Annotated in this window: 13 protein-coding genes; 7 read left to right on the plus strand and 6 right to left on the minus strand. The window is 54.7% G+C overall.

Annotation, left to right across the window (positions count from 1 at the left end):
• Positions 1–155 precede the first annotated feature (155 nt).
• The gene (locus ATY27_RS08155) at positions 156–542 is read right to left on the minus strand and encodes a VOC family protein (RefSeq protein WP_208933107.1); all 387 of its coding nucleotides are present in this window, start codon (positions 540–542) and stop codon (positions 156–158) included.
• 78 nt (positions 543–620) lie between these two features.
• Positions 621–1,310, minus strand: a complete 690-nt coding sequence (locus ATY27_RS08160) for a YafY family protein (RefSeq protein WP_208933108.1) — start codon at positions 1,308–1,310, stop codon at positions 621–623.
• A 286-nt stretch (positions 1,311–1,596) separates the two neighbouring features.
• Here ATY27_RS08160 and ATY27_RS08165 point away from each other — a divergent pair, with 286 nt between their 5' ends.
• From ATY27_RS08165 to rarD, 3 genes are all read left to right on the plus strand, one after another.
• Positions 1,597–1,764 (plus strand): hypothetical protein, encoded by a 168-nt coding sequence (locus tag ATY27_RS08165; protein ID WP_208933109.1) that lies wholly within the window; start codon positions 1,597–1,599, stop codon positions 1,762–1,764.
• Positions 1,751–2,383, plus strand: coding sequence for a hypothetical protein (locus tag ATY27_RS08170; RefSeq protein ID WP_208933110.1), 633 nt, complete (start codon positions 1,751–1,753; stop codon positions 2,381–2,383). The genes ATY27_RS08165 and ATY27_RS08170 overlap by 14 nt, the downstream gene beginning before the upstream one ends.
• Positions 2,384–2,591: 208 nt before the next feature.
• On the plus strand, positions 2,592–3,482 hold the full coding sequence (rarD, locus tag ATY27_RS08175) for an EamA family transporter RarD (protein ID WP_208933111.1): 891 nt from the start codon (positions 2,592–2,594) through the stop codon (positions 3,480–3,482).
• Between the two features lie 4 nt (positions 3,483–3,486).
• Here the strand turns inward: rarD and ATY27_RS08180 are convergent, their stop codons facing one another.
• On the minus strand, positions 3,487–4,749 hold the full coding sequence (locus ATY27_RS08180) for an FAD-dependent oxidoreductase (RefSeq protein WP_208933112.1): 1,263 nt from the start codon (positions 4,747–4,749) through the stop codon (positions 3,487–3,489).
• A 117-nt stretch (positions 4,750–4,866) separates the two neighbouring features.
• On the opposite strand from ATY27_RS08180, the gene ATY27_RS08185 reads away from it, so the two are divergent.
• Genes ATY27_RS08185 through ATY27_RS08195 form a run of 3 tightly spaced genes read left to right on the plus strand, consistent with a single transcriptional unit; the run spans position 4,867 to position 8,418 of the window.
• Complete coding sequence (locus ATY27_RS08185) at positions 4,867–5,838, plus strand: dihydrodipicolinate synthase family protein (protein WP_208933113.1); 972 nt, start codon at positions 4,867–4,869, stop codon at positions 5,836–5,838.
• Between the two features lie 40 nt (positions 5,839–5,878).
• Positions 5,879–6,880 carry a 4-hydroxyproline epimerase gene (locus ATY27_RS08190; protein ID WP_208933114.1) on the plus strand — a complete coding sequence of 334 codons (1,002 nt, stop codon included), beginning with the start codon at positions 5,879–5,881 and terminating at the stop codon, positions 6,878–6,880.
• On the plus strand, positions 6,880–8,418 hold the full coding sequence (locus tag ATY27_RS08195; RefSeq protein WP_208933115.1) for an aldehyde dehydrogenase (NADP(+)): 1,539 nt from the start codon (positions 6,880–6,882) through the stop codon (positions 8,416–8,418). The genes ATY27_RS08190 and ATY27_RS08195 overlap by 1 nt, the downstream gene beginning before the upstream one ends.
• Positions 8,419–8,492: 74 nt before the next feature.
• On the opposite strand, the gene fusA is transcribed toward ATY27_RS08195, so the two are convergent.
• Together fusA and ATY27_RS08205 are read right to left on the minus strand one after the other, a co-directional pair.
• Positions 8,493–10,592 (minus strand): elongation factor G, encoded by a 2,100-nt coding sequence (gene fusA, locus ATY27_RS08200; protein ID WP_208933116.1) that lies wholly within the window; start codon positions 10,590–10,592, stop codon positions 8,493–8,495.
• Between the two features lie 187 nt (positions 10,593–10,779).
• A complete protein-coding gene (locus ATY27_RS08205) occupies positions 10,780–11,445 on the minus strand; it encodes a GntR family transcriptional regulator (protein ID WP_208933117.1) in 666 nt (221 codons plus the stop codon).
• 172 nt (positions 11,446–11,617) lie between these two features.
• Here ATY27_RS08205 and ATY27_RS08210 point away from each other — a divergent pair, with 172 nt between their 5' ends.
• The gene (locus tag ATY27_RS08210) at positions 11,618–11,881 is read left to right on the plus strand and encodes a hypothetical protein (RefSeq protein ID WP_208933118.1); all 264 of its coding nucleotides are present in this window, start codon (positions 11,618–11,620) and stop codon (positions 11,879–11,881) included.
• On the opposite strand, the gene recG is transcribed toward ATY27_RS08210, so the two are convergent.
• The gene (gene recG / locus ATY27_RS08215) at positions 11,882–13,987 is read right to left on the minus strand and encodes an ATP-dependent DNA helicase RecG (RefSeq protein ID WP_208933119.1); all 2,106 of its coding nucleotides are present in this window, start codon (positions 13,985–13,987) and stop codon (positions 11,882–11,884) included.
• Positions 13,988–14,010 lie beyond the last annotated feature (23 nt).

Genomic DNA, 14,010 nt, shown 5'->3' on the forward strand with positions numbered 1-14,010 from the left:
ACTGCGAATCCGGGATCTCAACATGCAACTAATGTTGCCTGTTGCCGGATAAGCGCCTTGAGCTCCGCGAAAGGCTGTTCAGCCGCTCCGCCGGCGGGCCGGGCAGGATGCTGTCACACAAGCAGTTCGCTGCACAGCATCTAACGCCAATCGACTCACATCTTGCCTGGCACATAAAACCGCAAGCGGTGCTGATCGGGGTCCAACACGACAAATGTCTCGCCAAATTCCAGTTGCACCGGCGCAAGCGCAACCGGCAGTTGCTTGTGCAGACATTGCTGATAGGCCGCTTCTAATGCCGCACTGTCTGCAAGCTGGAATACCAGCTCACAGCAACCACCGGCCGGCAGAGCTGCATCCAGCGTGGTAGCCGGCACTATGTGCTGACGGTGCCACAAGCCGAGCCGCAGGCCTGAATTCAGCACAAACATGGCAAAACCAGGGCTGGCTTCCACTGGCGCTACGGCAAAGAGTTGTTGGTAAAAAGTGGCGCTGTGGCCAGGATTTTCGACATACAAAATCACAAATGACGGGTGTTGCATCCTGATAACTCCTGTGAAAAGACGCAGGCAGGATAACAATGACTACTGACAGTTTTTGTCAGTAGTGTTTAGGGCGTGTTACGACGCCGGGATCTGCTGCTCCCGCCGCCACTGCTGCAATAATTGCTGGCGTCGTTGCGGATAACGTTGCTCCAGCACCCCACAACTCAGCATCCGGTCAGTGCGAAAGTGCCGAAATTGCTGACGCAGTTCACACCAGGCTGCAAGCACCCGGCAATTGTCGAAATAACCCAACGCCACCGGCCAGACGGTTCGCTCGCTGCTGCTGCCATTGCCGTCCTGGTAACTCAGCAGCAATTTACGCTGGCTGCGGATCGCCTGACGGATCAGCGCCAAATCTGGCTGTTGTGCGGCCGGTATCGCTGCAGATCCCACCAGTAAGGCATTGGCGTCCAGCGCGTCGCGCAGTGATTCTGGCAATACAGCGGCAATTTTGGTTAACGCCTCGGTGGCTGCCGCAGCCAGGCGCGGATCGCCATGTTTACTGACCCAACGTTGTCCCAGGACTAACGCCTCTAATTCATCCTGACTGAACATCAGTGGTGGCAGCATAAAACCCGGTCTGAGCAGATAGCCAACACCAGCTTCGCCTTCAATATCAGCGCCTTGTTGCTGCAATGTCGCAATATCGCGATACAGAGTACGGACACTGATTTGCAGGGTCGTCGCCAGCACCTGTGCGCTGACAGGGTAGCGGTAGTGCCGCAATAATTGCAGCAATTCGAGCAGGCGGTTTGATCTGGCCATGTCACTTCACTCCATCGCGCAGGAAAACGCCTGGTTAGCATAAATGCAGGGCGAGGAGCTGTGCCAGCAATCTGATCAGGAAATGCGTCAGAAGGCAAAAAATTATATTTATAGTTGCATATGATAAAAATATGTTTATTTTGATAGTTTTTTGATGTCAGAAGCTTAGGCATTTTCGCTGCGTTTTTTTGCTGTTATTGATAGTCCCGGCTTTGTAGTCGCGGACTGCCGGTGAATGACTCTGGCTGATGCAGAAACAACGTGTATTTCGCGGCGCAAAGCCAAATTGAAACATCTGAAACAACAAAATCAGGAAATAACCATAGAATTTGTTTGCAGCGTCATCACGACTTTAGGGAGTTTTGATCTGAAAAATCAAAAAGTACAGCAAGTGGTGCTGAGCAGTAATCAGACCGCCGCGCAGTTTGCCGCAGAGATTTATGCGCTGCTGTAAACTTTGGCTGCTGGTCTTACTGATACAACTGAGCGCTGGTTGCAGTGTGCTGGGCAAAGTGAAACAGGCGACGGTTGAAGCCGGTGCGGCCAGCTGGAAAGCCCAACCGCTGGCGTTGCGGCAACAGTACCCGCAGTGGATACAAAGAGTTTATTTCACCGCTGAACTGCAGACTTCAGATATCCGGCAGTGGCAATTGCATCTGATAAGCCGGCGTGAGCTGGGGCCGGGCACTGCCACCGCAATGGCTGAGTTGGTCTACATGGCCGGCGGTGAGTTGCAAACGACTGAGTTTGCTCTGAAACTGCAACAAGTGTCAGGTCCGGATGCAACGCAGGACTATCATCGCTACACCTACCAGTTTGGTGCTGACGCTGCCACTTTTTACCAGACCTATTTGCAGCAACGCTTTGCCGGTCAGGCTAAACCGCTGCAATTGTATTATCTGCAACCATTGTTTAAAGCCAGTCCGGTGGATCTGGCGCCGGTTATCCGGCTGGAATACACGCTGCTGCCTGAGTATGGCGCAAAGACAGTCGGTGAACTGATGCGGCTGATGTTTAATTTACAGGAACGCGACTGGGTTGAGTTTTGCCAGAATCCCCCGTTACCTGTATGACAAAAGTTCAGCCTGCGGCGACGTGCAGATCACGGAGACAGCGCCGGCGGCAGCACACTGACCTCCTTCATTGTTTCTGCTGATAAACAATCCGTTGCCTGTGGTCAGGTATCTAGCGCGGCGCACATCCGGTAAAATGTCGGCTTTGCCGGCCCGCAGTTTTATATCGGATAAATCTGCGTTGGGCCGGTGCAAGGCGAATCCCGGAATGTCACTGACGCGCGAACAAAAAATCGGCGGCGCTTTTGCGGCGACTGCTTATACCCTCTGGGGAATAGCCCCCTTATATTTCAAACAGATAGACGAAGTACCTGCGCTGGAAATTCTGTTGCACCGCATTGTCTGGTCTTTCCTGTTACTGGCCATTGTGCTGACGGCGTTGCAGCAATGGCCGAAAGTGGCCGCGGTGTTACGCCAGCCCAAAATGGTGGCCGCGATGCTGGGGACCGCGTTGTTACTGGCCGGCAACTGGGGATTGTTTATCTGGGCCGTCAACAATCAGCATATGCTGGACGCCAGTCTTGGTTATTACATTAATCCGCTGCTGAACGTACTGCTTGGCATGGTGTTTCTCGGCGAGCGGCTGCGGCCACTGCAGTGGACTGCGGTAGCGCTGGCGTTTGGGGGTGTGGTGCTGCAGCTGATCCATTTTGGCTCTTTGCCATGGATCGCGTTAGTGCTGGCCGGCAGCTTTGCGTTGTATGGCCTGTTCCGGAAAAAACTGGCGACCGATGCGATCAGCGGGCTGTTTATTGAATCGCTGCTGCTGATGCCATTGGCGTTATTTTATTGGTGGCAGTTTGCCGACAGTCCTTATGCCAACCTGACGCAAAATCCACTCAGTCTGAATCTGTGGTTAGTGGCCGCCGGTGTGGTGACCACAGTGCCTCTGCTTTGTTTTATCGCGGCGGCGAAACGGCTGCAGCTGTCAACGATGGGGTTTTTCCAGTACATAGGCCCGAGTTTTATGTTTGTATTTGGCGTGTTTCTGTATAACGAGGCGTTGGATCCGAGCAAACTGCTGACCTTTGGTTTTATCTGGGCCGCGTTAGGCCTGTATTCCTTCGACGCCTGGCGGCATTTGCGCCGCCCGCGCTGAATCTTCAGAACCGGTTAATGCGGTAGGGCGTGACCGCCACGGCTGGCTTGTCACCCCGGATGGTGGCCAGCAATATTTCCGCACTACAGGCCGCCCACGTCAGTCCCAGATGCTGATGGCCGAAGTTGTAAAATACACCCGGGTGTTTCGGGCAGGCGCCAAGCACCGGTAATGAATCCGGTAACGACGGCCGGTTACCCGCCCAGGGTTCAGCCTGCGGATCGGCGGCCGTGGGTTCGGCCAGCAGCTGATTGGCGTGGCGCAATAACACTTTTGCGCGGCGGTAATCCGGTTTGCTGCTGCGGCCGGCAAATTCCACAGTGCCGGCCAGCCGCAACCCTTGCTGCATCGGCGTCATGATGAACTTGCGTTCGAGCGAACTGACCGGGCATTGCAGCGGCCGGCTTTGTGTCATCAGATGATAACCACGTTCCGCTTCCAGCGGCACTTTCCAGCCCAGTTGCCGGCACAGCTGATGCGACCAGGCACCGGCACTGATCACCAGCTGCGGCGTGCGGATTTGCTGCGCCATCTGACCGCTGTAGCCTGCCGCCGTACCTTCGGCCAGATCTAACATATAGCCATCGGCATGTGCTCTGATGCGGCGCACTTCATGTTGGCGAAACTCACCACCAAGTGCCTGAAATTTGGCAAACAACCGCATGCATAGTGCATATGGATCAACCGTATGCGCCACATCAGGGAATTCGATCGCGCCTTGCACTTTGTGACTGAGCGCCGGTTCGCGGGCCATTAACGCGGCTTGTTCCAGCCAGCGCACCGACACACCGGCCTGCTGATATTGCCTGAATGTCGCAGCCAGTTTTTTCAGGCTGACTTGTTCAGACACCAACAGTGCGCCGCGATACTGCACCAGATCCTCGGCCTGCGTCACCGCCAATAGCCGTTGCCACGCCGGCAGTGCCTGCTGGTTTAACGCACTAAGTGCCTGCTGCAGCGCCTGTTGCCGGCCAGGGGCGACGTTGGCGACGAAGCGCAGCAACCACGGCAGCGCCCGCAGCAAATAACCAGCACGCAAGCGCAGCGGCCCGGTCGGATTTAATAACATGATGGGTAATTGTCGCAGCACGGCAAAAGATGCCAGCGGGAACACCTGTTCCGTCGCAAAATGACCGGCATTGCCGCTGGAACAACCAGCGGCTGGTCCGTCTTTGTCGATGAGAGTCACCTGATAACCGGCCTGTTGCAGTTGTACTGCAGTCGCAAGGCCAACGACGCCTGCGCCTATCACACTGATGAGTTGCATCTGTAGTTCTGTCCCTCTTCTTCCCAGCGTATATTTTGCTTGATTGATAAGATTGTATACAATATCCTAAAATCAAGTTCGAACGTCAATGCAATTTCAATTACAGGGGATGGGTCTATGCCCACTACAACTAACACCACAACTTCATCTACCCAGCGTAGCCCATTCAGTGTGAATTGGGCCGGGGTATTTCCGGCGATTTCAACGCAGTTTCATGCCGATGGCGGCATTAACTTTGCTGAAAACCAGCGGATGCTGGAACAACTGATCACCGATGGCATCGACGGCATCATCGCGCTTGGCACTATCGGCGAGAATGCGTCACTCAGCGCCGCCGAAAAACGTGAATTTCTGCAGCACACAGTACGGACCGTTGCTGGCCGGATCCCGGTGATCGCCGGGTGTACGGAACATAGTGCCACAGATGCGGTGGTCTATGTGCAGGATGCGCAACAAATCGGCGTGGATGGCATTATGTTGTTGCCGGCCGTGGTCTATCGCGGCACCGATCGCGAAGTGCTGGTGCATTATCAGACCGTCGCGCGCGCGACAACTTTACCGATCATGATTTACAACAATCCGGTCAGTTATGGTGTTGATATCAACCTGCAGATGACGGCAGTTCTGGCGGAAGAGCCGAACATTGTCGCGATTAAAGAATCGACCACTGATACGCGTCGCATCACCGAGCTGCAAAGCCGCTTTGGCGATCGCTTTGTCATTTTCTGTGGTGTCGACGATATTGCGCTGGAGTCGGTGCTGCTCGGCGCAACCGGCTGGATCTCCGGTCTGACCAACGTCTTCCCGCGCGAGTCTGTCACTTTGTTTGCGTTGGCCCGTGCCGGCTACTTAACAGAAGCGCGTGAAATTTATCGCTGGTTTATGCCGTTGCTGCGCCTCGATACCATCCCGACATTGGTGCAATGCATCAAATTCGCTGAGCAATTGGTCGGGCGCGGTAGTGAGCAGGTACGTCTGCCAAGGCTGACGTTAATTGGCGATGAGCGCGCTTATGTGGAAAAAGTGCTGGCCGAGGCGCTCGCGAGCCGGCCGGATCTGAGCCATTATCAGCGTCTGCTGCAGCAATAATTCATCATCTGGCCGGCAGCGGTCAATCAGGAGCATACCGATGCTGAAAGGCACCTTTTTTTGTATCGACGCCCATACTTGCGGCAATCCGGTGCGACTGGTCACCAGCGGCCATCCGCAGCTGAACGGCCAGACTATGAGCGAAAAACGGCTGGATTTTCTGGCCCGGTTTGACTGGATCCGTCAGGCGCTGATGTTTGAACCGCGTGGCCACGCCATGATGTCCGGCGCATTTTTGTATCCGCCCTGCAGCACCAATGCCGATGCGTCGGTGCTGTTTATCGAAACCAGCGGCTGTCTGCCAATGTGTGGGCACGGTACCATCGGCACAGTGACGGCGGCACTGGAAGCGGGTCTATTGCAGCCAAAAGTGCCGGGGCAGTTGGTGCTGGATGTGCCAGCCGGTCAGGTACAAATCAGTTATCAGCGCGACGGCGACAAAGTGACTTCGGTGAAGATCCGTAACGTCGCGTCTTTTCTGGCGATTAAAGACGGTGAGGTTGAAGTGCCGGGCCTGGGCCTGATCCGCTTTGACGTGGCCTATGGCGGCAATTTCTATTTAATTGTCGAACCACAGGCCAATTTCCCTGGTCTGGAGCATTGGACTGCCGCCGATGTGCTGCGTTACAGCCCGTTGCTGCGCACTGTCGCCAATCAGCATTATTCCTGTGTGCATCCGCTTGATGCCAGTATTTCCGGCATCAGTCATGTGCAGTGGACCGGCCAACCAAAAACTCCGGGCTCAGATGCCGCCAATGCGGTGTTTTATGGCGACGGCGCGATTGACCGCTCACCTTGTGGCACCGGCACCAGTGCGCGGATGGCGCAGCTGTATGCACGGGGTCAGCTCAAAGTCGGTGACCGTTTTGTCCATGAAAGCATTATCGGCAGCCAGTTCACCGGTGTGGTGGAAGCCGCAACTGAAGTGGCGGGTCTGCCGGCGATGATCCCGTCAATCGCCGGTTGGGCGCAGGTGTATGGCGCCAACCAGATCCGTGTCGATGATGCGGATCCTTATGCTTTTGGTTTTGAGGTACGTTAATGAATACTTTTACCCACAGGCTGCGCGATCGCGACACGCCGTTTCATGCACAGCACCTGATCGATGGCTGCTGGCAAGGTGAGGCTGATACGGCATTTCACAGCTATGCACCGGCGCAAAACAGCGCGTTGCCCTGGTATTTCCCGGAAGCTGGTTCGGCAGAACTGCAACAACTGACTGATAGTGCCGCGGCAGCATTTAGTCTGTACCGCTACACCAGCCGGGCGCAACGGGCGGCGTTTTTACGCCAGGCCGCGCTGGAAATTGAAGCGCTGGGAGCAGTGCTGATTGACACGGTGATGGCAGAAACCGCCTTACCGCAGGCGCGGGTTGAAGGAGAACGTGGCCGCACCTGTGCGCAGTTGCGGTTGTTTGCCGCGCTGCTGAATGAGCCGGCAGACACTGTATATCAAAGCGCGCAACCGCAGCGTGTGCCACTGCCTGGGCCGGAGCTGCGGCTGGACGTTGTGCCGCTGGGGCCGGTGCTGGTGTTTGCTGCCAGTAACTTTCCACTGGCATTTTCGGTGGCCGGTGGCGATACCGCCAGTGCTTTGGCGGCGGGCTGCCCGGTCATTGTCAAAGCACATAATGCGCACCCGGCTACATCGGCACTGGTGGCGCAGGCGATTGATCGGGCGCGTCGTGACTGTGATTTGCCAGCAGGAGTGTTTCAGCTGGTGTTTGCGCAGCAACATGCGTTTGCCGAACAGTTGATACAGCATGCGGTGATTAAAGCTGTGGCCTTTACTGGTTCACAGCAATTGGGCCTGCATTTCCAGCGGTTGATCCAGCAGCGTACCGTGCCGGTGCCGTTTTATGGCGAACTGGGTTCACAAAACCCGCTGTTTTTGTTGCCGGATCAGTTAGCGCAGCACGGCGATAGTTTCGCGACCGCATTGGCGCAGTCGGTGTTGCAAGGCAATGGGCAGTTCTGTACCCGGCCTGGCCTGGTGTTTGTGCCGGAACAGGCGGAAACCCCCGTGTTGTTGCAGACACTCGCAGCCAGTTTCAACGCGACTTCAGCTGTCACGTTGCTGACGCCGAAAATTGCCGGGTCGTATCGGCATGGCTGTGCGCTGTTAAACGGGCTGGAAGGCGTGGCGACTGTGGCGATGGGAAGTAGCGACGTGGGCGAGGCGGGCTGTCAGGTGTTACCGCGACTGTTTGTCATGGACGCGGTGTCGTGGGCTGATTTACCGCAGCTGCAGCAGGAGATTTTTGGCCCTGCGACGGTGTTAATCCGCTATCGCAGTCTGGCTGAGTTATTGACGATATTACCCAGCTTGCATGGTCAACTGACGGCGACTGTGTATGGCACTGAGCAGGATTTACAGACGCATGCGGCATTGGTTCAGCAATTACCGGATCTGGCGGGCAGATTGATCCGCAATCAGATGCCGACCGGCGTCGAAGTCTGTGCGGCAATGCATCATGGCGGGCCTTTCCCAGCCAGTACTGATCTGCGCTTTACGGCGGTTGGCACCGCGGCTTATCAGCGTTTTGTCCGGCCTTTGTGCTGGCAGAATTTTGGTGCATAACCTGCGTTGCTGAGTCTGAACAAACCCAAATAAAAAAACCCGCTTTCGCGGGTTTTTTTGTCACTGACGGCTAATTAGTTCTTAGCAGCGGCAGCTTTCTTTTCTTTCTCTTTGGCAATAACTGCTTCAGACACGTTCGCCGGGCATGGCGAGTAGTGAGAGAATTCCATAGAGAACTGGCCACGGCCAGAAGTCATAGTACGCAGTGTAGAGATATAACCGAACATCTCAGACAGTGGTACATCGCCTTTGATCCGAACGCCAGTTACACCAGCTTCCTGACCAGAGATCATGCCGCGACGACGGTTTAAGTCACCGATAACGTCACCAACGTGGTCTTCTGGCGTGAACACGTCAACTTTCATGATTGGCTCTAACAGCTGAGCACCAGCTTTAGGCATAGTTTGACGGAATGCACCTTTCGCAGCGATTTCGAACGCGATGGCTGAGGAGTCAACTGCGTGGAAACCACCGTCGAATACTTCAACTTCTACGTCTAATACCGGGAAGCCAGCCATAGTACCGGTTGACATCATGCTCTGGAAACCTTTCTCGATTGCAGGCATGAATTCTTTTGGTACGCTACCACCAACAACTGTTGATTTGAAAGTGAAGCCTGAGTTTTGCTCACCTGGACGAATGCGGTAGTCGATTTTACCGTATTGACCTGAACCACCAGATTGTTTCTTGTGCGTGTAGCTGTCTTCAACTTCACGGGTGATCGTTTCGCGGTAAGCAACCTGTGGCTGACCTACGACTAATTCAACACCGTAAGTACGTTTCAGGATGTCTACTTTGATATCTAAGTGCAGTTCACCCATGCCTTTGAGGATGGTTTCGCCTGAATCAACATCAGTTTCAACACGGAAAGTTGGATCTTCTGCAACCATCTTACCGATGGCGATACCCATTTTCTCAACTGAACCTTTGTCTTTTGGCGTGACAGAGATAGAGATAACCGGCTCTGGGAAGATCATTGGTTCTAAAGTACATTCTGCTTTTGGATCACACAGTGTGTGACCAGTTTGCGTGTTGTTCTTCAGACCTACTAACGCGATGATGTCACCGGCCTGAGCTGTCGTCAGGTCAGTACGGTCGTTCGCGTTCATCTCAACCATACGGCCGATACGCTCGGTTTTACCAGTGAATGAGTTCAGTAAGGTATCACCCTTATTCAGAACACCTGAGTAAATACGGATAAAGGTCAGGGCGCCGAAACGGTCGTCCATGATTTTGAATGCCAGAGCGCGGAATGGCTCGTCTGCTGAAACGATAGCGTATTGGCCAGTTGGCGCGCCTTCTTCGTCAGTCAGTGGCTGTGGGTTTACTTCTGTTGGTGATGGCAGGTAATCAACAACTGCGTCTAACAGTAATTGCATACCTTTGTTTTTGAAGGCTGAACCACAGTAAGTTGGGAAGAATGCCAGTTCACGGGTACCTTTACGGATACAAGCTTTAACTTGTTCCACAGTTGGCATTTCGCCTTCCATGTACGCCATTAACAGGTCATCGTCCTGCTCAACAGCAGTTTCGATCAGCTGTTCGCGGTACATAGCAACGTCATCCAGCATGTCAGCCGGGATATCAGTGACTTTGTAGTTTTCTGGCAGGCCAGAGTCATCCCACACGTAAGCTTTTTCAGACAGCAGGTCAACCACACCAACGAAGGTATCTTCGCGGCCGATTGGCAGAGTCATGATTAATGGCTGTGCGCCCAGAACGTTTTTTACTTGTTCTGTGACGCGGATGAAGTCAGCACCGATACGGTCTAACTTGTTAACGAAGATCAGACGCGATACTTTCGCATCGTTGGCATAACGCCAGTTGGTTTCTGACTGAGGTTCAACACCGCCAGAACCACAGAATACACCGATACCACCATCCAGAACTTTCAGAGAACGGTAAACTTCAACGGTGAAGTCAACGTGACCCGGGGTATCGATAACGTTGAAACGGAAACCTTTCCAGAAACAGGTTACAGCGGCTGACTGGATAGTAATACCGCGCTCAGCTTCCTGAACCATGAAGTCGGTGGTAGATTCACCTTCGTGAACTTCACCTATCTTATGGATTTTACCGGTCAGTTTCAGGATACGTTCGGTAGTAGTGGTTTTGCCGGCATCAACGTGGGCGAAGATACCAATGTTTCTGTATAACGATAAATCTGCTGACATAGTCATCTCGATAAGCTAGGGTTTGAAAATAGGGCGACAATATACAGGAAAAGATCCGGTTTTGCCCGAAAAAAAAGCAGCGACCGCGTCGGATTCACAGATCTGTCGCAATTTATTGGCTGTACTGGTCAAAGTTTGGCAGTGCAGCCGTCTGAATGTGTTTTTGCTGTGACGCAGAATCGTCACATCAGCCTGCCTGCTGCAAACTCGCGACGATATTTTTTACTTCCTCAGCTGCACCCAGAATATGCTGTTGCAGCAGGGCGCAGGCCGCGTCTACCTTGCCTTCACGGCAATATTTTAGCAGTTCGCTATGTTCCGGATCTGCTTTTTGCACACCACCTGCCAGCATCAGATGGACGCGGATGTAACGATCTGCCGTGGTCAGCAATTGTTGCACCAGCTCAAAACTGAGCGGCCGGCCGGCAGCGCGGTACAAGGTCAGATGGAACTGCGTGTTCAGCACGCTCCAGCTGCCGGAACTGTCTTGCTGCTGATACGCGCTGGACATTTGCTGGCGCAACGATTCGGCGTCTGCCAGGTCCTGTGCAGTCAATAACGGAATAGCGCGGCGCAATAAATCCGTTTCCAGCATTGCGCGCAGCTCAAACAGTTCACAGACCTGGTCAGCCGACAAGCGCGTGGCAGTGGCGCCTTTATGCGCTTCAAACTCAACCAGTCCTTCGGCTTCAAGCTGCAATAAGGCTTCACGGATCGGAATGCGGCTGACGTTCAGCTCTTCGGCTAATGCGGCCTGGCGCAGCGGCGCGCCGCCTTTGATTTCACCGGACAGAATTTTCTGCCGGATCACTTCCGCGACAACTTGGGTACGGGTTTTGTATTCGATACTCATCAGGGATCCGCTGTTTTTGGCTGGAACACAAAAAAATACAGTATACCAAGCAGATGCAGCTCTGCGTCCAACAGTTTTCATCAGCCGTCGGCAGATGGTCGGTACAGCTGCGGTACACGGCTGCTTTGTGGCACAATCGGCGCTTACTATACAGCTTCACGGAACCAGGCAGATGAAATTATTTATTGCAGTTGAAATATCCGATGATGACGTGACCCTGCAGGAAGTTGCCGAACAATGTGGTTATGACCTGAAACACCCGGCAGTGCACGATATCAGCGCACCTGAGCTGGCGCAGTATCACGACGAAGCCTGCCTGGTGCTGCGTTTACATCTGCAGCAGCCGATTGACGCTGCGCAACTGCTGGACGAAGCGCAAGTGCTGATCTCTCATCCATCGGTCGCAGCGGTACGCAAATTGTGGCTGGAAGCCTGATCAGGCCTGGGCATACAACTCGCGATAGCCAAGCCAGCGCCGGATCAACGCTTCGCTGCCGCGCGGGTCTTGTTGCCACAGCTGCCGTGCAGCTTGCTGTGCTGCCGGAATAAAGTCCTGATCCCGGCTTAAATCAGCGATGCGATAGCTGACGAGGCCGGTCTGACGGGTGCCAAGTAATTCACCGGGACCGCGAATTTCTAAATCACGCTGGGCGATGACAAAACCGTCATTGCTGTCTCTGAGCACGCTCAGACGTGCCTGCGCGGTCGGCGATAATGGCGCGTGAAACAACAGCACACAATGTGACGCCGCGCTGCCACGGCCAACCCGGCCTCTGAGCTGATGCAGCTGCGCCAGACCCAGTCGTTCCGGGTTTTCGATGATCATCAGGCTGGCGTTCGGTACATCGACACCTACTTCGATCACTGTGGTTGCCACCAACAGTTGTAATTCGTTGCGTGCAAATGCCTGCATCACCGCTTGTTTTTCGCTGCTTTTTAACCGGCCATGGACTAAACCAATCTTCAGTTCTGGCAGCGCGGCAGTCAGTTCGGAGGCCGTGATCTCCGCGGCCTGACATTGCAATGCATCGGATTCGTCAATCAGGGTACAGACCCAATAGGCTTGCCGGCCTTGTTCCAGCACGACTTGCTTGACCCGGCTGACGACTTCGGCCCGACGCGTATCCGGCACGGCCACAGTGGTGACTGGTGTGCGGCCCGGTGGCAGTTCATCGATGATCGAGGTATCCAAATCGGCGTAGGCGGTCATCGCCAGCGTGCGTGGGATGGGCGTCGCGGTCATCACCAGTTGATGGGGCGCAAAACCCTGCACAGCGCCTTTGGCACGCAGTTCGAGGCGCTGATGCACACCAAAGCGGTGTTGCTCATCGATGATGGCCAATGCCAGAGCAGCAAACTGGACCTGCTGCTGAAATAACGCATGAGTGCCGATCACCAGCCGGGCACTGCCATCGGCAATGGCTGCCAGTTCAGCATCACGGGCTTTGCCTTTACTTTTACCGCCGAGCCAGGCGATTTGGATGCCCAGTGGCTCCAGCCAGCGCCGGAAAGTAGCGGCATGTTGTTCTGCCAGCAGTTCAGTTGGCGCCATAAGTGCGACCTGAAAACCGGCATGGATCACCGGCAAGGCGGATAACGCCGCGACCAGCGTTTTACCGGAACCGACATCGCCCTGCACCAGCCGCAGCATAGGTTCAGTTTTGGCTAAATCATGCTGAATATCGGCCAGAACCCGCTGTTGCGCACCGGTGGGGCTGAACGGCAAACTGGCGAGTAATTGCGGCGTAAAGTGCGGATCTGCGCCTATCGCGCGGGCGGCCTGACCGCGCGACTGACTTCTGATCTGCAGCATACTGAGTTGCTGCGCGACCAGCTCCTCAAAAATCAGCCGTTGTTGTGCCGGGTGCTGACCCAGCTCGAGTAGTTGCAATGAGGCATCCGGTGGTGGCCGGTGCAGGTAGAACAACGCATCGCTGAGGCTCCAGGCCTGCCAGTGGCCAGCCTGCTGACTTTGCATGGCAAACAACGGCGCCAGATATTCTTCCGGCGCAGCGCGGCGCAGTTCGACTAATGCCTGTTCCGTCAGCGTGCGCCAGCTGCCTTGTTTTAGTCCTTCCGTGGTCGGATACACCGGCGTCAGCGTTTCGGCAAGTTCAGGGCCTGCATCATCTTTCATTACTTTGTATTCAGGATGCAGCATCTCAACACCACGCATGCCGCGTTTAATTTCGCCGAAACAGCGCAGCATCACACCGGGTTCGACGGCATTTTTTTGCGCCGCGCTGAAATGGAAAAACCGCAACGTGATGGAGCCGCTGCCGTCGCGCAGGACTACGACCCAGCTGCGCCTTTTACCAAAGGTGATCTCACTGCTTTGCACCACACCCTGCACACTGACTTGCTGCGCCGGCCAGGTGTCCGCGATTGGACAGACGCGGGTGCGGTCTTCATAACGTAATGGCAGGTGGAACAAAATGTCCTGTACTGAATGCAGGCCCAGTTTTTCCAGCAAAGCAGCGGTTTTGGCACCCACACCTTTGAGATGTACGATGGCAAGATTAGCGAGGGAGGTCCGGCTCAAATTCAGTCAGGTCCGCAGACAGT

Source organism: Rheinheimera sp. F8 (genome assembly GCF_001518915.1).

Bases quoted from the DNA above. Each gene is read 5' to 3' on its own strand.
- ATY27_RS08155 (WP_208933107.1), bottom strand. From the start codon at position 542: ATGCAACACCCGTCATTTGTGATTTTGTATGTCGAAAATCCTGGCCAC.
- ATY27_RS08160 (WP_208933108.1), bottom strand. From the start codon at position 1,310: ATGGCCAGATCAAACCGCCTGCTCGAATTGCTGCAATTATTGCGGCAC.
- ATY27_RS08170 (WP_208933110.1), top strand. From the start codon at position 1,751: ATGCGCTGCTGTAAACTTTGGCTGCTGGTCTTACTGATACAACTGAGC.
- rarD (WP_208933111.1), top strand. From the start codon at position 2,592: ATGTCACTGACGCGCGAACAAAAAATCGGCGGCGCTTTTGCGGCGACT.
- ATY27_RS08180 (WP_208933112.1), bottom strand. From the start codon at position 4,749: ATGCAACTCATCAGTGTGATAGGCGCAGGCGTCGTTGGCCTTGCGACT.
- ATY27_RS08185 (WP_208933113.1), top strand. From the start codon at position 4,867: ATGCCCACTACAACTAACACCACAACTTCATCTACCCAGCGTAGCCCA.
- ATY27_RS08190 (WP_208933114.1), top strand. From the start codon at position 5,879: ATGCTGAAAGGCACCTTTTTTTGTATCGACGCCCATACTTGCGGCAAT.
- ATY27_RS08195 (WP_208933115.1), top strand. From the start codon at position 6,880: ATGAATACTTTTACCCACAGGCTGCGCGATCGCGACACGCCGTTTCAT.
- fusA (WP_208933116.1), bottom strand. From the start codon at position 10,592: ATGTCAGCAGATTTATCGTTATACAGAAACATTGGTATCTTCGCCCAC.
- ATY27_RS08205 (WP_208933117.1), bottom strand. From the start codon at position 11,445: ATGAGTATCGAATACAAAACCCGTACCCAAGTTGTCGCGGAAGTGATC.
- ATY27_RS08210 (WP_208933118.1), top strand. From the start codon at position 11,618: ATGAAATTATTTATTGCAGTTGAAATATCCGATGATGACGTGACCCTG.